General features: G+C 37.5%; 25 protein-coding genes and 1 pseudogene. 10 read left to right on the plus strand and 16 right to left on the minus strand.

Features of this window, described 5'->3' with window-relative positions:
• Positions 1-2 precede the first annotated feature (2 nt).
• The 9 genes and pseudogenes from purF to rpsF form a co-directional block, all read right to left on the minus strand.
• A complete protein-coding gene (gene purF, locus ACFIJR_RS01335) occupies positions 3-1,496 on the minus strand; it encodes an amidophosphoribosyltransferase (protein WP_375625023.1) in 1,494 nt (497 codons plus the stop codon).
• A gap of 75 nt (positions 1,497-1,571) precedes the next feature.
• A complete protein-coding gene (locus tag ACFIJR_RS01340; RefSeq protein WP_375653287.1) occupies positions 1,572-2,153 on the minus strand; it encodes a CvpA family protein in 582 nt (193 codons plus the stop codon).
• A 127-nt stretch (positions 2,154-2,280) separates the two neighbouring features.
• On the minus strand, positions 2,281-3,657 hold the full coding sequence (gene radA, locus ACFIJR_RS01345; protein WP_375648249.1) for a DNA repair protein RadA: 1,377 nt from the start codon (positions 3,655-3,657) through the stop codon (positions 2,281-2,283).
• A gap of 6 nt (positions 3,658-3,663) precedes the next feature.
• A pseudogene (locus ACFIJR_RS01350) lies at positions 3,664-4,653 on the minus strand (DnaB-like helicase C-terminal domain-containing protein); the annotation flags it as partial.
• 561 nt (positions 4,654-5,214) lie between these two features.
• Positions 5,215-6,705: a replicative DNA helicase gene (locus tag ACFIJR_RS01355; RefSeq protein WP_375619412.1), complete on the minus strand. Its 1,491-nt coding sequence runs from the start codon at positions 6,703-6,705 to the stop codon at positions 5,215-5,217.
• 595 nt (positions 6,706-7,300) lie between these two features.
• Positions 7,301-7,897: a 50S ribosomal protein L9 gene (gene rplI, locus ACFIJR_RS01360; RefSeq protein WP_375625876.1), complete on the minus strand. Its 597-nt coding sequence runs from the start codon at positions 7,895-7,897 to the stop codon at positions 7,301-7,303.
• Between the two features lie 25 nt (positions 7,898-7,922).
• A complete protein-coding gene (locus tag ACFIJR_RS01365; protein ID WP_375625878.1) occupies positions 7,923-8,903 on the minus strand; it encodes a hypothetical protein in 981 nt (326 codons plus the stop codon).
• A 151-nt stretch (positions 8,904-9,054) separates the two neighbouring features.
• A complete protein-coding gene (gene rpsR / locus ACFIJR_RS01370; protein ID WP_375625880.1) occupies positions 9,055-9,303 on the minus strand; it encodes a 30S ribosomal protein S18 in 249 nt (82 codons plus the stop codon).
• Positions 9,303-9,713, minus strand: coding sequence for a 30S ribosomal protein S6 (rpsF, locus tag ACFIJR_RS01375; RefSeq protein WP_375625882.1), 411 nt, complete (start codon positions 9,711-9,713; stop codon positions 9,303-9,305). Before rpsF ends, rpsR begins: the two co-directional genes overlap by 1 nt.
• Positions 9,714-10,042: 329 nt before the next feature.
• On the opposite strand from rpsF, the gene ACFIJR_RS01380 reads away from it, so the two are divergent.
• The 7 genes from ACFIJR_RS01380 (at position 10,043) to gmk (ending at position 16,454) form a co-directional block, all read left to right on the plus strand.
• Positions 10,043-10,630, plus strand: a complete 588-nt coding sequence (locus ACFIJR_RS01380; RefSeq protein WP_375625884.1) for an undecaprenyl-diphosphatase — start codon at positions 10,043-10,045, stop codon at positions 10,628-10,630.
• 77 nt (positions 10,631-10,707) lie between these two features.
• A complete protein-coding gene (fabD, locus tag ACFIJR_RS01385) occupies positions 10,708-11,652 on the plus strand; it encodes an ACP S-malonyltransferase (protein ID WP_375625886.1) in 945 nt (314 codons plus the stop codon).
• Positions 11,653-11,670: 18 nt separating this feature from the next.
• Positions 11,671-12,408: a 3-oxoacyl-[acyl-carrier-protein] reductase gene (fabG, locus tag ACFIJR_RS01390; protein ID WP_375653291.1), complete on the plus strand. Its 738-nt coding sequence runs from the start codon at positions 11,671-11,673 to the stop codon at positions 12,406-12,408.
• Positions 12,409-12,669: 261 nt separating this feature from the next.
• Entirely contained in the window at positions 12,670-12,906 is a 237-nt protein-coding gene (locus ACFIJR_RS01395) for an acyl carrier protein (protein ID WP_004860281.1), read from the plus strand.
• A gap of 101 nt (positions 12,907-13,007) precedes the next feature.
• Positions 13,008-14,270 carry a beta-ketoacyl-ACP synthase II gene (gene fabF, locus ACFIJR_RS01400; protein WP_375625890.1) on the plus strand — a complete coding sequence of 421 codons (1,263 nt, stop codon included), beginning with the start codon at positions 13,008-13,010 and terminating at the stop codon, positions 14,268-14,270.
• Positions 14,271-14,366: 96 nt separating this feature from the next.
• Entirely contained in the window at positions 14,367-15,476 is a 1,110-nt protein-coding gene (mltG, locus tag ACFIJR_RS01405; protein ID WP_375625016.1) for an endolytic transglycosylase MltG, read from the plus strand.
• Positions 15,477-15,776: 300 nt separating this feature from the next.
• Positions 15,777-16,454, plus strand: coding sequence for a guanylate kinase (gene gmk, locus ACFIJR_RS01410; protein ID WP_375625015.1), 678 nt, complete (start codon positions 15,777-15,779; stop codon positions 16,452-16,454).
• A 30-nt stretch (positions 16,455-16,484) separates the two neighbouring features.
• On the opposite strand, the gene rsmA is transcribed toward gmk, so the two are convergent.
• From rsmA to lptF, 6 genes are all read right to left on the minus strand, one after another.
• Positions 16,485-17,315: a 16S rRNA (adenine(1518)-N(6)/adenine(1519)-N(6))-dimethyltransferase RsmA gene (gene rsmA / locus ACFIJR_RS01415; RefSeq protein WP_375625014.1), complete on the minus strand. Its 831-nt coding sequence runs from the start codon at positions 17,313-17,315 to the stop codon at positions 16,485-16,487.
• Positions 17,306-18,319 carry a 4-hydroxythreonine-4-phosphate dehydrogenase PdxA gene (pdxA, locus tag ACFIJR_RS01420; protein WP_375625893.1) on the minus strand — a complete coding sequence of 338 codons (1,014 nt, stop codon included), beginning with the start codon at positions 18,317-18,319 and terminating at the stop codon, positions 17,306-17,308. Before pdxA ends, rsmA begins: the two co-directional genes overlap by 10 nt.
• Complete coding sequence (locus ACFIJR_RS01425) at positions 18,319-19,275, minus strand: SurA N-terminal domain-containing protein (RefSeq protein ID WP_375625012.1); 957 nt, start codon at positions 19,273-19,275, stop codon at positions 18,319-18,321. The genes pdxA and ACFIJR_RS01425 overlap by 1 nt, the downstream gene beginning before the upstream one ends.
• 109 nt (positions 19,276-19,384) lie before the next feature.
• Positions 19,385-21,745, minus strand: coding sequence for an LPS-assembly protein LptD (locus tag ACFIJR_RS01430; protein ID WP_375625896.1), 2,361 nt, complete (start codon positions 21,743-21,745; stop codon positions 19,385-19,387).
• Positions 21,746-22,837, minus strand: a complete 1,092-nt coding sequence (gene lptG, locus ACFIJR_RS01435; RefSeq protein WP_375653293.1) for an LPS export ABC transporter permease LptG — start codon at positions 22,835-22,837, stop codon at positions 21,746-21,748. It abuts the gene before it with no gap.
• Positions 22,834-24,024, minus strand: coding sequence for an LPS export ABC transporter permease LptF (gene lptF / locus ACFIJR_RS01440; protein ID WP_375653297.1), 1,191 nt, complete (start codon positions 24,022-24,024; stop codon positions 22,834-22,836). The genes lptG and lptF overlap by 4 nt, the downstream gene beginning before the upstream one ends.
• A 397-nt stretch (positions 24,025-24,421) precedes the next feature.
• On the opposite strand from lptF, the gene ACFIJR_RS01445 reads away from it, so the two are divergent.
• The 3 genes from ACFIJR_RS01445 to ACFIJR_RS01455 are packed head-to-tail and all read left to right on the plus strand — an operon-like array spanning position 24,422 to position 25,297.
• On the plus strand, positions 24,422-24,868 hold the full coding sequence (locus tag ACFIJR_RS01445) for a DNA polymerase III subunit chi (RefSeq protein ID WP_330167384.1): 447 nt from the start codon (positions 24,422-24,424) through the stop codon (positions 24,866-24,868).
• Positions 24,868-25,044, plus strand: a complete 177-nt coding sequence (locus ACFIJR_RS01450; protein WP_375619424.1) for a hypothetical protein — start codon at positions 24,868-24,870, stop codon at positions 25,042-25,044. The genes ACFIJR_RS01445 and ACFIJR_RS01450 overlap by 1 nt, the downstream gene beginning before the upstream one ends.
• The gene (locus tag ACFIJR_RS01455) at positions 25,034-25,297 is read left to right on the plus strand and encodes a hypothetical protein (protein WP_375653299.1); all 264 of its coding nucleotides are present in this window, start codon (positions 25,034-25,036) and stop codon (positions 25,295-25,297) included. The genes ACFIJR_RS01450 and ACFIJR_RS01455 overlap by 11 nt, the downstream gene beginning before the upstream one ends.
• On the opposite strand, the gene ACFIJR_RS01460 is transcribed toward ACFIJR_RS01455, so the two are convergent.
• Positions 25,294-26,583 (minus strand): MFS transporter, encoded by a 1,290-nt coding sequence (locus tag ACFIJR_RS01460; RefSeq protein WP_375625008.1) that lies wholly within the window; start codon positions 26,581-26,583, stop codon positions 25,294-25,296. The genes ACFIJR_RS01455 and ACFIJR_RS01460 overlap by 4 nt on opposite strands.
• Positions 26,584-26,734 lie beyond the last annotated feature (151 nt).

The following is a 26,734-nucleotide window of genomic DNA, read 5'->3' on the forward strand; positions in this document are numbered from 1 at the left end:
CATTAATCTCTTGTTCTAAGAACAGATGATTGATGAGTTTTGGAGAGGTTTTCTTGATCAACCAGCTGCGTAGGATAATATCCAGTAAAATAATGGTCAGTAAATTGTGGATCGGCATTATTCCGTTTTTCTCCTGCTACAGCAAGATATAATCCATCCGTTGAAAGAAATTCTAATGAATCCGCTCCAATAAAATCACACATAGATTTTAAATCTGGATATTGATTTGCTAAAAGGCTTTCAACTTTAGGTGTATCAATACCATAAAAGTCGGGATAGAAAATCATAGGGCTAGAAATGCGCATATGAACTTCTTTTGCTCCTGCATCACGGAGCATTCGCACAATTTTAAGAGATGTTGTTCCACGTACAATAGAGTCATCAACAAGAATAACACGTTTTCTTTCAATCACAGGACGGTTTGCAGAATGTTTTAATTTGACACCAAAAGCACGAATTTGTTGTGTTGGTTCGATAAAAGTGCGACCAACATAGTGATTACGAATAATACCAAGCTCGAAGGGAATTCCAATTTCTTGTGCATAGCCAATTGCAGCAGGAGTTCCTCCATCAGGAACAGGAACCACAACATCACCCTCACAAGGGGCTTCCTGTGCTAAACGTATTCCCATATTTTTGCGTGTTGCATAGACACTACGCCCTCCAACGATTGAGTCCGGACGGGCAAAGTAAACATATTCAAACAAGCAAAGTTTTTCTGGTTTTTCATTTTTTGGTTTTATAATTTTTTTAGTAATTTCCCCATTTTTTTGTATTTCACATATGATGATCTCCCCATTTTTAACATCACGGACATACTTTGCTCCAATAATATCAAGAGCACAAGTTTCAGAACAAAAAATAGGCTTACCATCAAGTTCCCCCATCACGAGGGGTCTAATCCCTGTTGGATCGCGTGCAGCAATAAGCTTTGTACGCGTGAGCGCTAACATAGCATATCCACCTTCTACTTGCCGAATTGCATCAACAAAACGATCAGAGGACGATTCATAACGTGAGCGGGCAATAAGATGGAGAAAAACTTCTGAATCTGACGTTGATTGACAGATAGCACCAGAAGCGATGAGTTCACGGCGTAATGTGAGACCATTGGTAAGATTACCATTATGAGCAATAGCAATGCCTCCAGCTTTCAACTCAGCAAAAAGGGGTTGAACATTGCGTAATGCTACTTCTCCAGTTGTTGAATAACGGGTATGTCCAATAGCGCGATTTCCTGGTAAGCGTGCAAGTGTTGTAGGATTGGTATAGTGATCACCAACAAGACCTAAATGCTTTTCTTGATGAAACATTTTATTATGGTAGGAAACAATACCAGCCGCTTCTTGCCCACGATGCTGAAGTGCGTGGAGTCCAAGAGCTGTTAATGTTGCTGCATCTTCATGCCCAAGAATACCAAAAACGCCACATTCTTCATGAAGGGTATCATCATCTAATGAAAATTCTTGACAGAAAACATCGCTTTTTATCATCATATTCTTTCAGTTGTGATATGGAGGAATCATTAATATCACATTTTACATCATTTAGTTCTCTTTCCTCATGAAAAACTATTCTCTATTTTCTAAAATTATCTTTTCATGAGAGTGTTGCCCATACGTATGTTTATTGCTGTCTTTAAACAAATTTTCCGCCTTTTCGAGAACCGATCCAATATCTTTTGGGAGTATTTCCCAAACTTTTTGTCCTAGTGAATCTAAAATAGGCCTTGTTTTTGCATTTTTTAACCAATTCGCTTGAAGCTCGGGTTTAATCAGTGCATTAATCAGCAACATACCGATGACCATGATAAGTAAACCGCGAAGTGCTCCAAAAATAAAACCAATAGCACGGTCAAGAATACCAATTCGACTATCAATAATAAAATCAGAGATCTTCATTGTAATAATTGAAGTAATAATGAGAACAATAATAAAAATCGTGACCAATGTTGTGATCAATGCAATCATTTTATTAGAGAGATAGTGTTCAAAGAAAGGTAAGACAGGCTTGAATAAAAACAGTGTCGTAATAGCTGCAACTGCCCAAGAAATCAACGATAACACTTCACGTGAAAACCCTCGAAGCATAGCAAGAAAAGCGGACAACAGGATGATTACTACGACAATTCCATCAAGGATTGTTATGATCATTTGTTTGTTCCTTATACATAAAGTTGTGTTCTTCTAAGTCTATGTGCAAATATATTTTTTGTTCTTATAGCAAGGATCTTTTGTATTTTATAGAGTTTTTTCTATATTATCATATCTATGGTGCAGATCATTTTTTACTTACGGTAAGAGTAGCAACGAGTTCCGGAAGGTCGGAGAAAGTTTTTTGTTGAAAATTGAGCGACTTCATCATTTCGGTTGTTGTTGTGGGATGAAATGCTCCTTGAAAGCCGAGTTTTTTTGCTTCATTGATGCGCTGTGCTGAATGTGAAACAGCGCGGGTAGCTCCTGAAAGACTGACTTCACCAAAATATACATAATCCGTTGGCAATGCGATATTGGCAAGAGAGGATACCAAAGCAGCGGCTACAGCTAAATCAGCAGCGGGTTCTGATATGCGATATCCACCTGCCACGTTCAGATAGACATCATGCTGTCCAAAACGAATGCCGCAATGGGCTTCTAAAACGGCAAGAATCATAGAAAGACGATTTCCATCCCATCCGACAACCGCACGTCTTGGTGTCCCAAGGGAAGAAGGAGCAACAAGCGCTTGAATTTCTACGAGTATTGGGCGTGTCCCTTCCATTCCCGCAAAAACAGCAGCACCTGGAGCTTTTTCATTACGTTCTCCTAAAAACAATTCGGATGGATTTATCACTTCGCGTAATCCTTTATCAGACATTTCAAAGACACCAATTTCATCTGTTGGTCCGAAGCGATTTTTTACAGTTCTAAGAATGCGATAATGATGTCCTCCTTCACCCTCAAAATAGAGAACGGCATCAACCATATGTTCAACAACTCGAGGACCAGCAATTTGCCCATCTTTTGTAACATGACCAACAAGAACAACGGCGGTTCCCGTTTTTTTGGCAAAGCGGATCATTGCTTGAGCACCGATACGTACTTGTGTGACAGTGCCGGGTGATGAATCTGCTGTATCTGACCATAGGGTTTGAATTGAATCGATAATCACCATATCAAGGTTTTTATGTTCGCTTAAGGTTGCCAGAATATCTTCAACATTGGTTTCAGCAGCAAGTTTCACCTCTGTATTGTTAGCTTCAAGCCTTTGCGCGCGCAGACAAATTTGCGCAATAGCCTCTTCACCTGAAACATAGATAACATTATATCCTTTGCGTGATAAAGCAGCAGCTGTTTGTGTCAGCAATGTTGATTTACCAATACCCGGATCACCTCCAACAAGGAGTGCTGATCCACGGACAAAGCCCCCACCGGTAACACGATCAAGTTCAGCAATACCAGAATGAATACGTGGAGTATCTTCGATATTTCCAGAAAGAGATGTGAGTGTGACAATGCGTCCTTTACGAGCATTCTGTTTAGGACCACTTCCTATGCCGCCATTTATAGTTTCTTCGATAAGGGAATTCCATTCTCCACAAGCACTACATTTTCCCGCCCAACGAGAATGGACAGTTCCACAATTTTGACAGATAAATTGAATACGATTACGCGCCATGTTAATTTAACCGATTTGCTCTGGAAGATAATTGCTATCGGCCAGATCACTGAATCGTGTGAAATCAGATTGAAAGGCAAGTGGCACGATTCCTGTCGGTCCATGACGTTGTTTTGCAATAATAACATCAGCTTTTCCAAAAACTTTGTCCATTGTCTCTATCCATTTCATATGTTCAAGGCTACCGAACTTTGGTTCTTCATTTTTGAGATAATATTCTTCACGATAGACAAATAAAACGATGTCGGCATCTTGCTCAATAGAACCAAATCCACCTAAATCTAAAAGTTTTGGGCGTTTATCTGTTCTGTTTTCAACTTGATGTGAAAGTTGTGAAAGAGCAATAATAGGGATATTTAATTCTTTAGCTAATGCTTTTAATTCTGCAGTGATTTCTTGAATACGATATTCAGATGTGTATTTTAAATCACTTGTCATGAGTTGGATATAATCAATAATTAAGACATCCAAACCATGTTTTTTCTTGAGACGCCGAGCACGGGCAGCCAGTTGTGAAACTGATATTCCCCCAGTTTGATCAATATAAAGTGGTGCCTTTTGTAGTTGGTTCACCGCACGAATAATTTTTGAAAATTGTTCATCTGAGATATTACCACGCCGAATATCAGAAGAAGAGACTTCTGTTTGTTCAGAAATAATACGGGTTGCAAGCTGTTCGGATGACATCTCAAGTGAGAAGAAACCTACAATACCCCCTTCATTTTCTTGGATATTGGCATTACGATTATAAGCATTAGCAATATTAAAGGCAATATTGGTAGCCAGTGAGGTTTTTCCCATACCAGGGCGTCCTGCAAGGATAATTAAGTCAGATGCTTGTAATCCTCCCATTTTTTCATCAAGTGTTTGAATGTGAGTTGCTATCCCTGATATTTGCGAAGAGCGTTTTTTTGCAGCACCTGCTATATCAATAACTCTTTTGATAGCTTCATCAAGACTGTCAAATCCACTATCGCAGTCTTCTTTTTTTTCTAGCATAATTATACATTTTCCTTTTGTTAGATATCAGTTTTTATACAATTTTATATCAAGAATATGTTGCATGTTATAGAATTTTCTCTGTGCTGTAATATTTAAAACACTGCTTGTTTTTTTATATTACGGTAATTAGGGTAATTTTTTTCAGATAAATTAGAAAATATTTTTGTTAAAAAATTAGAGATTTTTCTATGAAGAGGAAATCTTCTGATATTTTCATAATAGCTTGCCATACACAACAGCAGCAATTATTTTTAAATTTAATAACGAGAAAATGGGTGTCTTGCAAGAAAGAGACTTTGTAAAAGAAGGAACAATATAGCAAGGTTTAAATTAGCTATGGATTTTAATATATGTACCCCACTTACAACATTAAGAGATGTGTTATCATTTCATGCAAGAAGAATGTTATTAAATAGCAAATAACGGCGGCTAGAATCATTGAAAAATGATTCTTTGTAAGAAATTTCATTCTTGATAAGAATTACATTTTTTAATGAGAAGAATGGTTTCACAATTTTGACAGATAAATTGAATACGATTACGCGCCATGTTAATTTAACCGATTTGCTCTGGAAGATAATTGCTATCGGCCAGATCACTGAATCGTGTGAAATCAGATTGAAAGGCAAGTGGCACGATTCCTGTCGGCCCATGGCGCTGTTTTGCAATAATAACATCAGCTTTTCCAAAAGCTTTGTCCATTATTTCTTGCCATTTTGTATGTTCTAAGCTACCTAATTTTGGTTCTTCATTTTTGAGATAATATTCTTCGCGGTAGACAAACAGAACAATGTCGGCGTCTTGCTCAATTGAACCAGATTCACGTAAATCTGAGAGTTGGGGACGTTTATCTGTTCTATTTTCTACTTGACGTGAAAGTTGAGAGAGAGCGATAATAGGAATATTCAATTCTTTCGCTAACGCTTTTAATCCTGTGGTAATTTCTGTGATCTCTTGAACACGATTTTCTGATGAACGCTTTGAACTGCTTGTCATGAGTTGGATATAGTCAATAAACAAGATATCTAAACCATGTTGTCGCTTGAGACGCCGCGCACGAGCAGCTAATTGCGTAATTGATATTCCCCCAGTTTGATCAATATAAAGTGGTGCCTTTTGTAGTTGGTTCACCGCACGAATAATTTTTGAAAATTGTTCATCTGAGATATTACCACGCCGAATATCAGAAGAAGAGACTTCTGTTTGTTCAGAAATAATACGGGTTGCAAGCTGTTCGGATGACATCTCAAGTGAGAAGAAACCTACAATACCCCCTTCATTTTCTTGGATATTGGCATTACGATTATAAGCATTAGCAATATTAAAGGCAATATTGGTAGCCAGTGAGGTTTTTCCCATACCAGGGCGTCCTGCAAGGATAATTAAGTCAGATGCTTGTAATCCTCCCATTTTTTCATCAAGTGTTTTAATATGGGTGGCTATCCCTGATAATTGTGAAGAGCGCTTTTTCGCAGCACTTGCCATATCGATAGCTTTTTTGATAGCCTCATTAAAATTTTCAAATCCACCTCCATATTTCCCTTTTTCTGCTAGCTCAAATAACTGATTTTCAACAGTTTCAATTTGTTGGGTAGGCGTGAGCTCTACAGGAGCATCAAAGGCTGTATTGACAACTTGAGTTCCAAGGTTAATCAAAGACCGTCGGATAAAAAGATCGTAAATGACGCGTCCATAATCTTCAGCGTTAATAATAGTGACTGCCTCTGTGGCTAAGCGAACAACATACTGGTATACAGTAATATCTCCAATTTTTTCTTCCATTTGGATATAGGGCTTGATTGTAACTGGATCTACACGTTTTCCTGTTTTAATAAGGTGAGATAAAACATGATAAATTTTTTGATGCAATGGTTCAAAAAAATGTTCTGGTTTTAGAAAATCTGAAACGCGGTCAAGAGAATCATTGTTGATAAAGATGGCACCAAGCAATGCCTGTTCAGCTTCAATATTATACGGAAGCTGCCGAAAAGAAGGAGAATCTTCCTTCTTTGAAGAGCTGACATTAACAACGTTAGTTTCTTCCATAATATTTTTCCACTAAAATTCTAAGTCTAGCTACTTTAGGCGATAAATTGAAAATCGTATAATTAAAAGAATAGAGCTACAAATCTTCATTTTAAGTTAAAATTATATAATTTTTCAAAACCCTCTTTTCGTTGCTCATCTATCATTTGTGTATTATTTATATAACATTGATCTATTTTATTTTATAATACGTGATTTTAAAGTGGAAGTTTTGCTATTCTAAATTTAAGTGTTTTGAAGTTATGTGACCTTAAAATTCCAATATCTGTGTAAGTAGAATTACTTTTTTATAACTGAAATTATTTCAGATCATGTGTTGATATAATCAACTTACCGCTCATACAAACCTTACCCTTAAGGGTAGAACTTTAAATTATTTTTGCTTTAGATGCTAGACAACAAAAGAAAATTTCCTCTTAGTGATATTATCATTCTCGGCATGTAATGCCTTTAAATAATATATTCCTAATTCTTTCATAAAAATTAGGTTCTTTATGTATGATAGCCATAAAATACCCAATTTTAAAGTGTGAGTATTTTATGAGCAATATTTAAAATAGAATAAAAAATATAAAACAGAAAGCAAAAATAGCAATTAAGCTTCTTGATGAGAACTGTTTATATCGTTGTCATTAATTTCTTCTACCAATAATTCTTCCTGATTTTCTTCTAATAATTCTTCTTGAATATTATATATTTCTTTAGCAGAAGTGAGAGTTTCACCTTCTGCTTGGCGTTGTGCTTCACTGGTAGAACGCGCAACATTAATAATCACAGAAATTTGAACCTCAGGATGTAAGCTAAGAGTGATTGTGTGAAGACCGATCATTTTTATTGGATGGTTAAGTTCGACTTGATTTCTCCCAATAGAAAAGCCTTCATCTGTTATAATTTCAGCAATATCACGTGTTGATACAGAACCATAAAGTTGTCCTGTTTCACCAGCAGAACGAACAACAATGAATGATTGTCCATCAAGTTTTTCAGCAACTTTTTGCGCTTCGCTTTTGCGTTCAAGATTACGGGCTTCAAGTTGTGCACGTTGTATCTCAAAATGTTTTTTATTGGCTTCATTTGCGCGTAAAGCTTTACCTTGAGGCAAGAGAAAATTACGCGCATAACCATCTTTAACTGAGACAATATCACCCATCTGACCAAGACGAGGAATGCGCTCAAGTAAAATAATATCCATAGTTTTTCCTTTCGAACAAATAAATTTAGTGGAGTTTTTTGCGTGATTGAAAATTATATTGAATAGCAGCCCAAATTCCCATCAAAAGCATCATGAAAACAATAGGTGGAGTAAAAACGACTGTTAAAATAGCAATATAAACAAGAGAAAGTATAATAATCCGACCGTTTACCCCTTTTGTAATATTGTGAAGATATGCTAGACCACTAATTAATATGATGACAGTGTATGCAGTACTAAAGACACGGGTACTCAAGTTAAGAGAAGCGCTCAACTCAACCATCGATGCTATGCAAACAATAATGAAAATAACAATTCCAGAAATTGGAAGGCGGAGAGTTTGGCTCCAATCATCACGGGGTCTTTTCAGCCATTTCATGTGTTGTGCTGCTATCATGGAAAAGTAAAGGTTACCAATGAGAAAAACCAAACTATAAAGAGTCAAAGAAACAGCAGTAAAAGTTGCTGGATGCGTCATTAAAAGCTCACTAAAAGCGCGTATATCGGCTTCTTTTATTGACTGTGATTGTTGCAGAGTTTGTGCTATGTTTTCGGTGATTTTTTTTGCAATGACGGGTGTGGAAGGACGGGTTTGAACATAGAGCCCAATGAAAGTTGCTATAAGAGCGATAAAATTAGTTAAATGAAAAATAACCGATGATAATGGATACCATATCAGTTCGTTTTCTTTTTGCGCTGGTCGTGCAAGCCCAAGAAGCCAAGAAGCATAGACAGCAGGAAGGAAAAATAAGAACATCAAGCCAAGAGCAATATAGGTATTAGTGGTTATGATAAGAACAACAGTGGCACTTATGAGGGCGATGAGACTGGCTAATGTTCCTTGACCGAACGCAACAATAAAAATTGGCAATGAAAGAAAGCAGCCAAGAAGAAGAGAAAAAAAGGGCGCGATATTTGCAACACTGATGATTGCCATTCCTATTACAACAGCAAATAATCCTGCTAAAATACCGATTAATATCTCATAGGTACGATTTTTTTTCATTTATTGCTGTCCTGCTTTCTGCAGTTAGGGGCGCGTCAATACCCCAACTTTGACATGTAATAGCTTAACATAGGATGCAACAAGCTATTTTTTAAAACCATATAAGAAAAGCAACTGGATAAACTCTCCAGTTGCATAGCGTATTGATCGTTTACTTTATAATGTACGGAAGTAAGCCTAAAAAGCGAGCACGTTTGATAGCATTAGCTAATTCACGCTGTTTTTTTTGACTAACAGCAGTAATCCGTGAAGGAACAATTTTCCCACGTTCGGAAATATAACGTTGTAACAACTTGATGTCTTTATAATCAATTTTGGGAGCATTAGTCCCTGAAAAAGGACATGTTTTACGACGACGATGAAAGGGGCGACGTGCAGAGTTTTGATTGGTATCAGTCATCATTCTACCCCTTCTATAGCATTTTCACGTTGACGACGCGGAAAACGAGGACGCTCTTCATCGTGTCCAATGTGATGGCTATTGCGATCAAGGTGTGAGAGCATAGCAGATTTTTCTTTTTCGTGTTTTTCTACGCGAATGGTCATATAACGCAAAATATCCTCATTGATGCGCATCTGACGTTCCACTTCAGCAATTGCTGAAGCTGGTGCATCAATATTGACCAAAGTATAATAAGCTTTACGGTTTTTACGAATACGGTAAGCAAGAGGACGAAGTCCCCAATTTTCTACACGCCCAACTTTTCCACCATGTGCTTCAATGACACCTTTGTAGAGACTCAAAAGTTCATCAACTTGCTGCGGTGTAATGTCTTGTCGGGCAAGGAACATATGTTCATAAAGAGCCATTGTTTTGCCTTTCTTCAATTAAATCTCACCGGTTTTAGCGCAAAGCCTCTGCGACTTGTCTTTTTTGGAAATCCAAAGAAGAAAGGACGCGTTTACGATTCGAGACATCCGAGAGCGGAGACACGGGAGGCCGGAAACATTGTATTTCCTACTGATATTTTACAGCCCTCCGTTCAACCTCCAGCTAAAGTGCCGGCAACGAATATTTCATATCTACAGGTTATCTTTTAAAATAGCAAGTTTATGCACATAAAAAAATTGATTTGTTAAATCTTGATATATTTCCCTCTTCTACAAAAAGATAGTACTGTAACATAAAGGAGAGAAAAATGGACTTTTTAAACCAGATTGATGTTACACTCTTTGAAATGTTTGTCGGCAATCATCAAGCTTGGTCGATTGTAGTTTTGTTTAGTATTTTTTGTGCAAAGTTTTTAATTTACATTATTCCTCTCCATCTTTGTGCGTTGTGGTTTTGTGGTGGGGAGAGGGAACGATGTGTCGTACTAAGCATTTGCATGAGTATTTGTGCGGCTCTTTTCGTAGGTTATCTCATTTCTCTTTTTTATTTTCATCCTCGCCCATTCGTGGTAGGGTTAGCGACACCGCTTATTCAACATCGTGCAACAGCTTCTTTTCCTAGTAATCATGCCTTGACCATTGCATCTTATGCAGCTAACTTTTATTTTTACCGATACAAAGTTGCTTTTAAATTTGCCACGGTGTTTTTGTGCTTGATCTGTTGGGCGCGCATCTTTGTGGGTGTACATTATCCCTTTGATATTTTAGCAGGTGCAATTTTAGGAAGTCTCATAAGTTTGGGTGTTATTCAGTTTATAGCTCCCTACTTTCCTAAGTTTTTATATCAAATTCCGCCTTTAAAATATAATTTTAAGAGTGGTATTCGTTTTAAATAAAGGGCTTTATCTTGATTTGTGCGGATGAATAAGGTCAAAAGAAAATAATTTAATTGTACAATTTTAGGAGTTGGTAAATGGGTGCAGCTTTTATTTTTCCAGGGCAGGGAAGTCAACTTGTTGGTATGGGGAAGGCGCTTACAGAGCAATTTATTGCCGCACGGATGGTTTTCGAGGAAGTTGATGATGCTCTGGGTGAGAAATTATCAAAGATCATTTTTGAAGGACCAGCAGATGTTTTAACGTTAACAGCAAATGCACAACCGGCATTAATGGCTGTATCCATGGCTGTCATTCGTGTGATGAAACAATTAGGGTTTTGTATAGAAGAAAAGGTAAAGTTTGTTGCTGGTCATTCTTTAGGCGAATACTCGGCTCTTTGTGCTGCTGGTACATTTGCTCTCACAGATACGGCAAGACTTTTGCGTATTCGTGGCAATGCTATGCAGGCTGCTGTCGCAGTTGGTGAAGGTTCTATGGCAGCACTGATTGGTTTGGAAGAGCACGTTGTGGAAGAAATTTGCGAAACTGTTTCTGGAGAAGGACTATGTCAGATTGCTAATGATAATGGTGGTGGACAATATGTTATTTCAGGTAAAGCAAAAGCAGTTGAGACAGCGGTAGAGATTGCATCAACAAAAGGTGCAAAACGTGCACTTCTTCTTCCAGTTTCTGCACCTTTTCATTCATCTTTAATGCAACCTGCTGCTGATGCCATGAAGAAAGCACTTTTGACTGTTAACAAAATGCCTCCTATTGTTCCTTTGATTGCCAATGTTTCTGTTGCACCTGAGAGCAATCCAGAGCGTATTACTGCTCTTCTTGTTGAACAAGTGACTGGGAGGGTGCGATGGCGTGAAACGATAGAATGGATCGCTGCTAATGGGGTTGATACGCTTTTTGAAGTTGGTTCTGGAAAAGTATTAACAGGTTTAACGCGTCGTATTAACAAAGATATAAAGGGGGTAACAATTGGAACAGTTGATGAAATAGAATCAGCGCTAGGCATGCTTGGCGTTTAATCTATAAGGAGTAAAAAAATGTTTAGATTAACAGGACGTAAAGCTCTTGTAACGGGGGCTTCGGGAGGAATTGGTGAGGCAATTGCACGCTGCTTTCATGCACAAGGAGCCATTGTTGGACTTCATGGAACACGTGAAGAAAAGCTTAGAGAAGTGGCGGTAGAATTAGGGCAGAATGTTTTTGTATTTCCCGCTAATCTTTCTGAACGCCAATCGATTAAACAATTGGCTGAAGTTGCAGAAAGAGAAATGGATGGCGTCGATATTTTGGTTAACAATGCGGGAATCACTAGGGATGGTCTTTTTGTGCGTATGCAAGATAAAGACTGGGATGATGTTTTAGAAGTTAACCTAACAGCTGCTTCTCTTTTGACGCGTGAATTAATACATTTTATGATGCGCCGCCGTTATGGAAGGATTATTAACATTACATCTGTTGTTGGTGTTGTGGGAAATCCTGGACAAACGAATTATTGTGCTGCAAAAGCAGGTTTGATAGGTTTTTCTAAAGCATTGGCACAAGAAATTGCTTCGCGAAACATCACTGTCAATTGTATTGCTCCAGGATTTATTAAATCTGCAATGACAGACAAGCTTAATGAAAAGCAAAAAGAAGCCATTATGGCGGCGATTCCAATGAAGCGTATGGGAAGTGGGCAAGAAATAGCCGCTGCGGCTGTTTATTTAGCAAGCGATGAAGCAGCCTATACGACAGGTCAAACACTTCATATCAATGGTGGAATGGCAATGATTTGAGTATTTATTTTATTCCACATTGATTTATGAGTTGTATTATTTTAGATAGTAACGATTGAAATAGAAAGATGCATCTATTTCTTTAACATGGCCGTTGATCAATTGATGTCGGAATGTCAGATTGGTTCATTTTGTAGGGGATATCCACAGGATGTTTTAAATCATTGCTAAAATCTTTTAAAGTGATGCATCTATTGCTTGATTAGATGAGCCGATATAGTTAACCAAATTATAGGAAAATATAAATTCGAGGATTTCAACATGAGTGATACAGTAGAGCGCGTTAAGAAAATTATTGTGGAACATCTTGGGGTTAATGCTGATAAAGTTGTAGAAAATGCAAGCTTTATCGATGATCTAGGGGCTGATAGCCTTGATACAGTTGAACTCGTTATGGCTTTTGAAGAAGAGTTTGGGGTAGAAATTCCAGATGAGGCTGCTGAAACGATTTTCACAGTTGGTGATGCAGTCAAGTTCATTGATAAAGCTTCTGCATGATTACTAAAGGGCAAAGGCATAAATTGCTTTTGCCTATATTCTTCGGAGCTCTTTTGAAAAGAGAGCTTTGAGAGGTGAAGTTTAGTTCAAGGTTAGAAGTTATGAGACGTGTTGTTGTTACTGGTTTAGGATTGGTATCTCCATTAGCTGGTAATATTGAATATAGTTGGAAACGACTTCTTGAAGGAAGAAGTGGTGTCCGACGTATTACTGAGTTTGATGTGTCAGATTTGCCATGCCAGATTGCTGCGCGTATCCCTTTAGGGGATGGAACAGAGGGGACCTATAATGCTGATTTGTATATGGAACCTAAAGAGCAACGTAAAGTTGATGCATTTATTGTTTATGCAATGGCTGCTGCTAACCAAGCACTTGCAGATGCAGAATGGTTTCCTAAGAATGATGAAGATCAGATTTGTACAGGTGTGTTAATTGGTTCAGGAATTGGGGGAATTGAGGGCATTGTTGAATCTGGTTATACGCTTCGTGATAAGGGACCTCGTCGTGTTTCTCCTTTTTTTATTCCAGGTCGTTTGATTAATCTTGCTTCTGGTTATGTGTCTATTCAATATGGTTTACGAGGGCCTAATCATTCTGTTGTAACGGCTTGTTCGACAGGAGCGCATGCGATTGGTGATGCGGCACGTTTGATTATGTTTGGTGATGCCGATGTCATGGTGGCAGGGGGGGCCGAATCTCCGATAAATCGGATATCTCTTGCAGGTTTTGCAGCTTGTAGAGCTCTTTCTACTTGTCGCAATGATGATCCTGAACGGGCGTCACGTCCTTATGATGCTGATCGTGATGGTTTTGTGATGGGGGAAGGAGCGGCAGTTGTTGTTTTAGAAGAGCTGGAACATGCCAAAAAACGAGGAGCGCGTATTTATGCTGAGGTTATTGGCTATGGTTTATCTGGTGATGCTTACCACATTACAGCGCCTTCAGAAAGTGGTGAAGGGGCTCAGCGTAGTATGATGGCTGCTCTTAAGCGTGCACAAGTGAATGTGAGTGAACTTGATTACATTAATGCTCATGGTACATCAACGATGGCTGATTCTATAGAGCTAGCAGCTGTTGAACGTGTTTTAGGGAATTATGCACCACAAGTATCCATGTCATCAACGAAATCATCTATCGGGCATTTACTTGGTGCCGCCGGTGCTGCTGAGGCTATTTTTTCTGTTCTAGCTATACGGGATAATATAGCTCCAGCGACACTTAATCTTGACAATCCGTCGATTGAAACGAAAATCGATCTTGTACCACACAAACCGCGTGAACGAAAGATTGATACAATTCTTTCTAATTCTTTCGGATTTGGTGGGACAAATGCATCGTTGGTGATGCGACGTTTTAGTGGATAGTAAGTATTTTTATTTAATTTCTGCTTTTGAGTTTTCTACTTTGTTATAAGGTGAATGAGAAATTATAATATTGTCCTTAATCGCTATTGAGGGGTTATGTCCGGTGTGAAAAAAGGAAAATCATTAAAGGACGTAAGTGATTCCTCTTCGAATCATTTAGCATATAGTTATGACATGTTAGTACATAAAAAACGAAAGAAATCATCGATCGTCCGTAATCCGTTGGTTATTCTCGGTCATTTTTTTCTTATGCTGATTGTGGTTATTCTTTTCGCCATAAGTATTCCTCTTTATATTGGAAAAAGTATTTTTGAAGAAAAGGGGAAAATTGAGGAAGAACAAATTGTTCTTATCCATCCTGGCACAGGAATTCGTGAAATTGCTTCATTGCTAGAAAAACGTGGTTTCATTCGATCATCAGATATTTTTGTTTATGGGGTTGGTTATCACCAAAAAACAACGCATCTGAAGGCTGGTGAATATTTAATTCCAGCACATGCTTCGATGCAGGATATTATGGATATTCTTGTGAAAGGAAAATCTATTGAGTATACATTTACAGTACCTGAAGGTTTAACGGTTCAGCAAGTTTTCGATCGATTAGCTGCGAATGAAATTTTGATTGGAGATCTTCCAAAAATTTTGCCTCCAGAGGGCTGTTTAATGACGGATACTGTTCGTTTTATTCGGGGGACAACGCGTAAAGAGATTGTAAACAGATTGCGTGAAGAACAGACAAAATTAATTCATGCTATATGGGCTACGCGTTCGCCTGATTTACCCATTAAATCGATTGATGAATTTGTTATATTAGCCTCAATTGTTGAGAAAGAAACGGGAATTGCAGCAGAAAGACCAATGGTTGCTGCGGTATTTTATAACCGCCTTACAAAGCATATGCGTCTTCAATCGGATCCAACAGTTATTTATGGTCTCTTTGGAGGAAAAGGAAAGCCATCAGGTCGTGCAATTTATCGTTCAGATCTTGAGAAGGAAACACCATATAATACTTATAAAATTAATGGTTTGCCTCCAACAGCTATTGCAAATCCAGGTCGAGATTCTTTGAAAGCGGTGGCACATCCACCAAGCAGTGACGCACTTTATTTTGTTGCTGATGGTTCAGGAGGGCATGTTTTTTCTCGAACTTTAGAAGAACATAATGTGAATGTTCGCAAGTGGCGAGAATTAAAGGCAAGACATTGAATTTATAACGATAACACATCTTTTTGCATCGTAAATGAGAATGCAAAATATAGTAAAATTTTTCTCTTTAAACTTTTTATGAGAATGATAAAAAAATCATTTTTTTGTCTGTCACAAGTAGGATTAGCGTATGGATAAAAATATTTAAGAAAGCAGTGAATACACTGCTAATAACGTATCTCAAAAAAGAGCAGAATAACATTGAAAACTGCTAAGAAAACACATTGATTAGGGGAAAGGTTGAGATAATGTATAATTCAAATTTTGGAGAAACATTTATGAACAAAGTAGAGTGATGTAATGACAGTCTTCGAAAGTAAATTGAGTGCTATAAAAATAAATCAACGCCGCGGTTTTTTATTTATTCTCTCTTCACCTTCAGGTGCTGGTAAATCAACAATTTCTCGATTACTTCTAAAAGATGGACAATTAGAGCTTTCCGTAAGTGTGACCACAAGGAAAAGGCGTCCTAGTGAAGTAGATGGACTGCATTATCACTTTATTTCAAAGGAAGAGTTTGAATATAAGCGTGATAGAGATGAATTTATTGAATGGGCAGAAGTTCACGGAAATTATTATGGCACTTTACGTGAAACTGTTGAAAACGCATTGAGTATTGGCCGTGATATGTTATTTGATATTGATTATCAAGGTACCGAGCAGCTGCAAAAAAAGATGCTGGGAGACACTGTATCTGTTTTTATCCTTCCACCATCAATGAAAGAGCTTGTTTCGCGGTTACATCGTCGAGCAGAAGATAGTCAAGATATCATCAATTTACGATTGGAAAATGCACGAACGGAGTTAAAGCATTGGCGTTCTTATGATTATGTTGTGATTAACGAAGATTTAGATCAGTCTTTATCTTTTATTAAATCAATTTATTTAGCTGAAACCGCAAAACGCGAGCGCTGTTCTTATCTTGACTCTTTTGTTGATGGGCTTATTGCTGAAAAGATCGATAAATGTCTTGATTAAAAAAGATTGTATAACAAAAATTGCAATTTTTTAGAGAACTAGATGCGCTAAAGTTACAAATTCGGAAACCGAGAGCGTTTCAGCACGGCGCGTTCCATCAATTCCAGCTTTTTCTAACAGCACTTCACCTCCAAGTATTTTGAGATTTTGACGAAGCATTTTTCGCCTTTGTCCAAAGGCGGTTTTTGTGACGAGGCTTAGTTTTTGTGCAGAGCAGGCAAGAGGTTGTGTTCGCGGAATAATATGAACAACGGAAGAAGTTACTTTAGGTATTGGTATGAAGGCTTGAGGGGGCACATCAAAAGCAATTTTAGCAGTGGTACGCCAGCCAGTTAAGACACTAAGACGTCCATAATGAGTAGATTGAGGTTTAGCTGTAATCCGTTTGGCAACTTCACGTTGAAACATCAATGTCATTGATTCATAAAAAGGAGGCCATGGTTCAGTCAAAAGCCAATTTAATAAGAGTTGTGTTCCAATATTATAGGGAAGATTTGCAATAATGCGAGGTTTTTCTGGGCTTGTTTCAAAGAGTTTTGAGAAGTCTTGCTTCAGTGCATCATTACAAATAATTTTTAATTTTTTAGGATAGTGTTTTTCTATTTCTAAGAGAGCTGGTATGCAGCGTTCATCGCGTTCTATTGCTGTTACAATGGCGCCCTTTGCTAGCAAGGCTCGTGTGAGACCTCCAGGACCAGGACCAATTTCAAGAACAGGTTTTCCTTCTATATTACCTGCATGATGAGCAATTTTAGATGTTAAATTAAGATCAAAAAGAAAATTTTGCCCCAAAGATTTATGCGCTTGTAATCCATATATATCAATGACCTCACGTAGAGGAGGGAGATTATCTATTGGCATGGTATTAAACTATTTTCGGCAAGTTGATTTGCAAGTTTAAGAGCAGCAATAAAGCTTTCGGGAGAGGCTATCCCTTTATCAGCAATGTCAAAAGCAGTTCCGTGATCTGGGGACGTGCGAATAAAAGGGAGACCTAACGTGACATTAACAGTGCTATCAAAGTCTAATGTTTTAACAGGGATAAGGGCTTGATCATGATACATACAAATGGCAACGTCATATGCCTTTCTTGCGCATTCATGGAACATTGTGTCGGCAGGCAGCGGGCCTGCAATATTGAGTCCTTTTTTTTTAAGATATTCAATAGCAGGAGTGATAACTTCAATATCTTCTTTTCCCATTGCACCTTCTTCTCCAGCATGAGGATTAAGACCAGCAACAGCTAGTCGGGGTGACGTTATTTTAAACCGTGTTTTTAAGTCACATTCAGTAATAAGTACCGTTTGAATAATTAAATCACGGGTAAGCTGTGAAGGAACATTTTTAAATGGAATATGAACAGTTATTGGTACTGTTTTTAATCGAGGTCCTGCTAACATCATAACTGGATGATAACATTTATGAAAAGCTTTATGGGCTAAATCGGCTAAAAATTCTGTATGACCTGGAAATTGAAAACCGGCATCATAAAGATTCTTTTTTGCAATAGGACAAGTGATAAGTGCACATGCATGGCCATTTTGAATCAATTGAACACAGCGTTCAATTGCTTCAATGATTCCAGCGGCATTATTCGATGAAGGTATACCTAATTGATCACTTTGTTTGTTTTTTAATGGTATGATAGGAAGAGCGTTTTGAAAATTTTTTGCGGAATTATTGATTAAAACAGATTGCACTTCAACATCAATCTGTAAAAAACGAGCGCGCGAACGAATAACATCTGGATCAGCAAGAAGCACAAAAGGTGGAATTTGGCGCGTAACACGCAAATTCCACGCTTTTAGGACTATTTCAGGACCAATTCCGGCAGGATCACCACCGCTAACAATAAGAGCAGCCATTATGAATTTTGAATGCGCGCCACTCGCCGCAGTTCTCCTAAATATTTGTCGCTTAATTCTTCAAGTTTTTGCGGGCTTCTTTTTTTACTATCTTGAAGAGAAAATATTAGTCGAGCGACATAATCATCAGAAACTCTTTTTATTTTGCAGACAGCAATTGCTTCTATTCCATCAGATGTTTCTTGTAATTTTGTCATTTTTCCAGCAGGCGTTGCAAGAATAGCTTGTTCCCATGCATTGGGAAGTTGGGGTTCCAGAAACTTTCCTAAGTGGCGGATAGTAACGTCTAAAATACCTCTTGCTTGATTGTGAGCATTGGCACATCCACGGAAATGTGCGCGAAAATTGCTTGCTTCTCTTTGACGTCTTTCAAAAATTTCTGAACGACGATGTGCAGGAATAACAAAAACAATTCGCTGTAATGTATATTCATTGGTTGAAGGTTTTACACCACCATTTTTTAATATCCTGCGTACAGCTTCTTGTTCGCTAATCATACCTGTTTCAGCTTGATAGCGTGCACTAACAAGACGCCCCCATCCTATTTGTCCACGGATGTAATCTTTAAAGTGTTGCACAGTGATCTCAGTTTGGATCAGAATCTGGTTGAGCTGATCAATCGTCATATTATTTTGTGTCGCAAAATTCTCAAAAGCTTTATCAACTTCATCATTGCTTACTTCAATATTACGACGTTTTATTTCAATATTTTTTAGCTTTTCATCGATAAGCTCTTTTTTAGCCTGTGCCACCAAATTGCCTTGCTTTTGTTGTAATCTGAGAAAAGCAAGGCGCCTTTGTATATCATAATTTGTGATGGGGTTGCCATTAACTGTAACAACAATAGAAGTCTGCGCAAAGACTGTCGGAATCAAAAATTCATTTATTAGAAGGCTACTTACGCTCAAAGACGCAATATAAAATAAAGCAAGAACACGCTTTTTCAATTTATTCATGTGAATAGGCTTTCGCATTGTTTATTAATTCTCATCAACAACTTAAAATATACTCTTTCTTTCATAAAAACAATGATAAGTTAAATGACTGATACATTCTCTTTATAAATTAATCTATCTTTTTTCCGATATCTGCAATCGTACGCAATGAAAGAGAGAAATTAAAGTTTTGCAAGGGTGTTTTCCTGCCTGGATTCGTTACCTGTTGATAACCGAATGTTAACCCGAAACATTCATCTGTATAATTCAAGCTAATTCCTCGCTTTACAAACGTACCAGATACTAAATCATAACCGGCGTTGCTATTAATAGACCAATAATCTGCCAGTTTAAGTCCTGTTTGAAAAGAAATTTCTTGGCGCTCTTGAGGATATTCATAATCTGGTTGCTTTGCGATATAGGCATATTGTAGAGCCGCCCAAAAATTTTGCCATTTTTGTGATGCTTCGATTTCACTACGGCGGATTTTTCCTGTTTTTTTGTCAAAGCGTCCACGCGTTTCTAAGGAAAAACCACTTTTATGGGTCGCACCAAACATTGCAACATAGTCTGAACGTTTTGCCTCTAAGCTAGAATGAATACCGACATTGACAAAGTCCTTTTCTGCAAAAGAATTCTTTCCTGCTAGATGAAAGGATTGTCCAACAAGAGCATAAAGAGACCAATTGTCATTAAAGCTTCCAGAATATCTTAGACCTATATTGGCTCGTGTGCCACCTTCTACACGATCATAACCAGAAAATTTGTCTCGTTTAAAGAGAGTGGTTGCATCAAAGACAAAGCTTTGAGCATCTTCATTAGGAATTTGTCCAATATATTGTTCATTATTGCGTATAAAAATTTGTGCGGTTGGTTCTATAATATGTGTAGAATGATCAGCTGTAATGAGGAAGGGATAGCGTAGTTCCAAGCCTGCTGTTGCCATGCCACGAATTGTTGAACCATGAATTGCGGATAAGGCATTGTTTTCTGTAGAATCTGTATAATTTTCGCTTGCATTGGTTGTAATAATATCAGCTCGTAGAGAGAGAAGAGGGGTTAATATGAGGCCATTGTGCGTGTTGAAGCGCTTTTTCCACTGAAGCTCGTTTGTTAAACGCAAACTATTTCCAGCCATACCAGAAAGTCTTACTATGTTGAGAGGGTTTCCCTTCTGGTCGTGTGAACTGAAGTCAGCATGACGACGATAAATTGATTGTATATTACTATGGAAGGTAAGCTCCCCATTATAAATGGGTTCATCTGGTGTGAAAAAATAATCGATGCGCGGTAGGACCCAAGCTTGCCGAGAGTGACGTTCATAATGAGGATCATTCAATAATGAATCTTGAACTTTAAAATGATAAAAATGCATATCAAAATAATTTTTTCCTGCAAGACCATTCAGATAGATCTGAGAAAGTTGTGTAGGATTGCTATAGTTTTCAAGTTTATAGGCACGACTAAAATGCCGATCTGATTGTGCAAGAATATCCCATCCATAAGTCCAGTGTGAATTAATACGAAAGTCCCCTTTTGTTGCCAGCATATAACGGTTTTTATGCTGTGCATCAATCGTATCATTATCAAATCTATGCTGTTTCATTTGGTATATATGAGCAAAGCGAATATTATAACTGCCCATTTTTAAACGTTGACGCCATTCCCCTTCGGTTAAAAGCCCTTGTTGGGTATAAACGGTAGAAGAAAGGGTAAAATCATAGTGAGGGGCGAGATTCCAAAAATAAGAATTCTTTATCCCCATACCGAGATAATCAGTATAAAAAAAATGAGGAGTAAGCAGACCGCTAGCACGCCTGACAGTTGGATCATAGATCTCAAAATTTGGAAATTTTATAATCGGGACACCAAAAACTTCAAAACTGCTATTTTCAAACCGAATTTTTTTGATACTATTATTCCATATGATCTTTCTTGCTTTAATTTTCCATAGGACGTCTCTATCTGGTTTATAAGAGCAAGGTTCACAGGCTGTATAGGTTGCATTTTCAAAGACTGTTATGTGATTGTTTTTGCGTGTAGCATTTTGGGCTGAAAAGTGAACATTGTTGGCTGTATCAATACGTAAGGCGTTTACAAAACCCTCGCCAAGATCTTTGGTCATATCAATTTGGTTGGAATAAATTTTATTACCATCCTTTTGAGTAATTTCAACGTTCCCTTGTGCTATAAGCCGTCCTGTTTTTTGATTGTAAATAATTTTTTGAGCGACAACTTTATTGCCATCATATTCGATTTGGACATTACCTTGTGCAGAAACAGTGTTTTCATCACGATTGTAGATGAGTTCATCCGCAGAGAGCAAAAGAGGACGTTCCGGATTTTGAATGCGACTTTGAGAAGGAGACATAAGGCTTTGAGCGTGCGCACAATAAGACAAAGCGCCTCCTAAAATAACCCCCATAACACTTTTAAAAGCGAGAGCACTTAATTTTGTTAAAATAATTTTTTTAAGCGTTAATGCTTTCACTTAGCCATCCTCTTTATGCAGTAAAAAAGAGATTCCTAAGAATAACGCAATAACAACGGGTGTCCAAGCTGCAATAATTGGTGGAATATATCCAGCATTACCAAATGCTTGAACGAGTACGGAAATAACATAAAGCATAAACCCGGCTATTACGCCACCAAGAATCAACTTTCTAGATTGCCCAAAACGTGTAAAATTTAAAGATACAGTTGCTGCAATGAGGGTCATTGCCACAAGCAATGCCGGTAATGCAATCAAAGATTGGAAATACATATCAAAATTATTAGCAGAATAGCCAAATGAACGTGCAATCATAATTTTTTTTGGCAGTTGATAAAATGGAATAGTCGCGGGATTCACTAAACGTTCCGTTAAAAATTCAGGTTTTAGATTAGTTTTTATTTGCAACACGGCAAATTTTTCAGGAGGATGCCCTATTTTATAGATTGTTCCATTTGTTAATAGCCAAGATCCATTAGTCAAGGTTGCTTTTGGGGTATTAATCCAATTTTTGACGGTTGCGTTGTCCTTGTATTGTACAAAGGTTGCATCGAGAAGAGAAAGTCCTTGGTCAGTGATAAATTTAGCACCAATGGTTGTTCTGCCTAAATTTGTACGTTGTGTTAACCAGTGGATACCTGTATTATGAAAAGGTGTTAGTACATTGTTATTGCGCCATTCAGTCATCTTTTTTTCTGCTTGAGAAAATCCCCATGCAGCAAGTGGATTAATGAGAAGAATTGAAAATAATCCCAAAAGAAAAGCTCCCAAACAGGCTGGCATAAGAAATTGCCATGCCGAAACACCGATTGAACGAGTCACCACAAGTTCAAGTTTTTTGTTGAGCGAGATAAGTGTTGCCATTGCAGAAAAGAGTGCAATGAAAGGGATGAGTTGTTGCATGATAAAAGGGATGCGTAAAACAGAGAGGAAAAATGCATCTTTTGCTGTATGATGCGGAATGGAGGATAGCCTGCCGGAGTTCTCTGTGAAATCGATTAAAAGAGCAAGAACAAAAATGCTTCCCCAGAAATAACAAGTTATTTTAAGATAACGTATAAAAAAGTATCGTCCAAGTGTCCACCCAATCATGATATTTCATCCGAGGAATCTTGAGATTTTCGATGTTCAAATTTGTTCATTACTTTTTGAAAAGCGATTTGAATAATCTCATTAACTTTTGTAGGGAGCCCAATTTTATGATTCGTTAAAAGCATAAAAAAGACAAATGCACTTGTTCCTATGGGCATAATATAAAGGAGAGGAACGTATGCAAGATCGTTCTTTGCTTTTTCTGCGAAAAAATATCCTATCCAATACACCAGAAAAGAAAGGGCAATTGCCGAGAGATTTGCGGAATGACGAGCTTGTCGATGGGAGCGTACATCCCCTGCCGCTGCTAATGCAATAAGTGAAAAAACAATAGGGTAGAGCCATTGTGTTAATCTGCGGTGAAATTCAGCTTTATATTGGAGTGGTTTTCGTTGATAGTAGGGATCTTTTGGATCAGGGTTTTGTAAATAAGAAAGAGACCGATCTTTTGGATAAAGAGTAGGTGCTTTATCACTGGGGATAAACTCCCCTAGGCTAAAAGTGTATGAGCTAAATTGAACGATTGAAACACTGTTATTTTGATGGTTGACTCTTTCTATTTCACCGTTATTGAGAACCAGAAAACTGCCGTTTTTATTGCTCACAATGGATGCGTCTGTTGCATAATAAAAAAGATCAGTCTTAGGATCACGCTGGTCGGCAATGAAAAGGCGTTCAAGTGTTCCATTTGGATTTCGTTCGCCAATTTCTATGTAAAGGTTATTGGCGAGTTTTTGAAAGCTTCCTTCACTAATGAATAGATTAATAAGATCAAAATGAGCGCTTGCTAGCATTTGTCGCATATGAAGACGCGCTTGAGGAACAACAAAATTAGCTATAGAAAAGGAGATACAGGATGTAACAATAGCAAGAAGAAGGATAGGTTTCCAAACAGTACTTTTAGGAAAACCAGAGGCATTTATGACAGCAAGTTCTGAGTCTTGATGCATTGCTGAGAGGATGGTTGTAACTGCGATCACTAATGCAAATGGAATGACAAGAAAAATAACAGAAGGAACCAATGAGAGTGAAAATTGTAAGACTGTGAGGAGTGTTTGTTTGCTTGTTGTGAGAAAGTTTATCCGTGCGAGAATTTGTACTGTCCAACTAACGCCCACTGCTGCAATCATGACAGAACTAAACAAAACAAGGACACGTTTCAGGATGTAGAACTCAATAATACGCATAAATTGGGGAAAATCCTCAGCCTTTAATTCGATAGCAAATATTTTTACTGCTTTCGGTTAAAATGTAATAAAGTTTGAAAAAATATCCTTCCATGAATTGGATATTTTAACTAAATAAATAATATAAAATTGCCTATGAGTTCCTCTTTAAATTTTCCGTACATTATATTTTATTTTCAACTATAGTCTACAAAGAATCTAGAAAATAACTTAAAAAACTTTTTTATTAACGTTGAAAATAAAAATTTTTGTCTTTTAAAGACATGTGCAAAAAGATAATGATCTCAATCAAAAAAGAGGGTTTATATCTTGAATCGTTTCCTTTTATATTGGGGGTATGGAAGTTTCTCTAAAAAAGATGTTAGCTTTTTATAAAGAGTGATGAGGGCTTAAGAGGTTGGATATTTTATTCTATCATTTGACGCAGTCAACGCTGAAAGATATTTTGCCAACGCTTGTAGAGCGTGCATTGGCTCGTTTTGGTAAGGTAACAATACAATGTGTAAGTGAAGAACAACGCGATTCTATGGATATGCATTTATGGGTTTATGCGGATGAATCATTTATTGGACATGGAACTGAGTGTGATCAATATTCAAACTTTCAGCCTGTATTTCTGACGACAGGACAAGAAAATCCGAATGATTCAAAGATTCGTTTTCTCATAGAGGGAGCCGTATGTTCGAATATTGATACTTATCAACGGCTTGTTGTGATATTTGATGGTAGAAATGATGAGCAGTTGAGTCTTGTTCGTGCACAGTGGAAAAAATATAAAATGGAAAATCATAATTTAACGTATTGGCAACAGACTGAAGATCGTTGTTGGGAAAAACAGGTTTAATGCGTCTCATCTCTGTTGTTCTGATTTTTATAGGATTGGTAGGAATAGTAAATCCAGCGCTTTTTATTGCGAAAGGATCAGGGGGAGGGCGTTGGGTTTTTATTGTGATTTTTCTTTTAGGCATATTAAAGATATGGTCTACAATTAAAAAAATGAAACGGCATCATGATAATTGATCGAATTTTGCTTGTTTTATGGGCTGTGATATTGGCTTTTTTTTGCGTTTCGTGGTTGGGAACAACACATATCCTATCAGGAATGTTTACTGTTGCTTATATAAGCAATATTGCAGATTTTTTATTTTTCTTTTTAAGCGCTTTGTTCTCGGGAATATTGTGGTGGAAAATACCGCAACCCATGTCTTTAAAAATGAAACTGGCAGCATTTTTGCTGCCAGTACTTATTTTATTCTTCTTTATTATATTTTAGTTGGATATTTCATCATCTGTAAATCCGACGAAGCAAATCAGTGAAATAAAAGAAGCGAGAAGCAAATAATAGCCGATATAAGATGTATCAAAATGCTGTACCAGATATTCTGCAATATAAGGCGCAAGAGAGGCTCCTACGATACCCGATAAGTTGAAAGTAATAGAAGAACCAGTATATCGAATTTCTGTTGGGTATGGTGAAGCCAAAACAGCACCAAGAGGACTGTATATCATCCCCATGATAGACAAACCAATAACAGACATTGCAAGGACTCCTACAACTCCAGAATTTAAGAAATAAGGAATTGCAAAAGAATAGATACCGGTGATGATTGTAACCCAAATCATCAAAGTTCTACGTCTAATACGATCAGCGAGTCTTCCAGTGATGACAGTAAAAATTCCACAGAAAATAGCACCAACAATTTCGACTTGAAGAGCTTGATAAAATGGCAATTGCAGATGGTTTGTTGAGTAGCTTAACAAATAAGCAGTGACCAAGTAAAACAAAACAAATGTTGCCATACCAGAAAATATTCCAAGAAATAAGATTCGTGGACATTTTAAAAAGACATCGATGATAGGAACTTTGACTCGTTCCTTACTTTCAAGAGTTTTTTTGAATTGAACAGTTTCATTGATTGAAAGACGGACCCACAATCCTATAATCATAAAAACAACTGAAGCAATAAAAGGAATGCGCCATCCCCAAGCTAAAAGTTCTTCATGATCAAGGAAATGCAACAGACCTAAATAAACGGCAATAGATAAAAATAAACCGATTGGAACACCCAATTGGGGGAACATCGCGTACCAGCCGCGCTTTTCTGGAGGGGCATTTTCTGTTGCGAGCAAAACAGCTCCTCCCCATTCTCCTCCTAATCCCATTCCCTGTCCAATACGGCACAAGGTCAAGAGGAAAGGGGCAAACCATCCAGCGGTTTCATAAGTAGGAAGAAAACCAATAATGACTGTTGAAAGACCCATCGTGAGAAGAGAAGCAATAAGTGTTGCTTTTCTTCCAACTTTATCTCCAAAATGTCCAAAAACAATTGATCCAAAGGGGCGGGCAAAAAAGGCTGCTCCAAAGATCAGGAAAGATTGTAAAATGGCAATCTGATCATTTTGTGTTGGAAAAAACACATGAGGAAATATGAGAGCTGCGGCAGTGGCAAAGACATAGAAATCAAAGAATTCAATTGTTGGGCCAATAAGGCTTGCAAACAAAATGCGACGAGGGGAATTTCTGTTGCTTTTACCTTGCATTTCTAAGTTTATAGACATGAATAGAATGTCCCTTTCAGTATATGACAAATCAAATGATGAGTTAACTGACTATAATTATAAAAATTTCAAATCACTGTCGAGTCGATATTATGATGTTTCTTATATATTAGAACAATGGTTATGGCTTGATGAGCATGAATAAGTGTTC

Source organism: Bartonella sp. OD88NMGDW, assembly GCF_042193775.1.
GTDB lineage: Bacteria > Pseudomonadota > Alphaproteobacteria > Rhizobiales > Rhizobiaceae > Bartonella > Bartonella grahamii.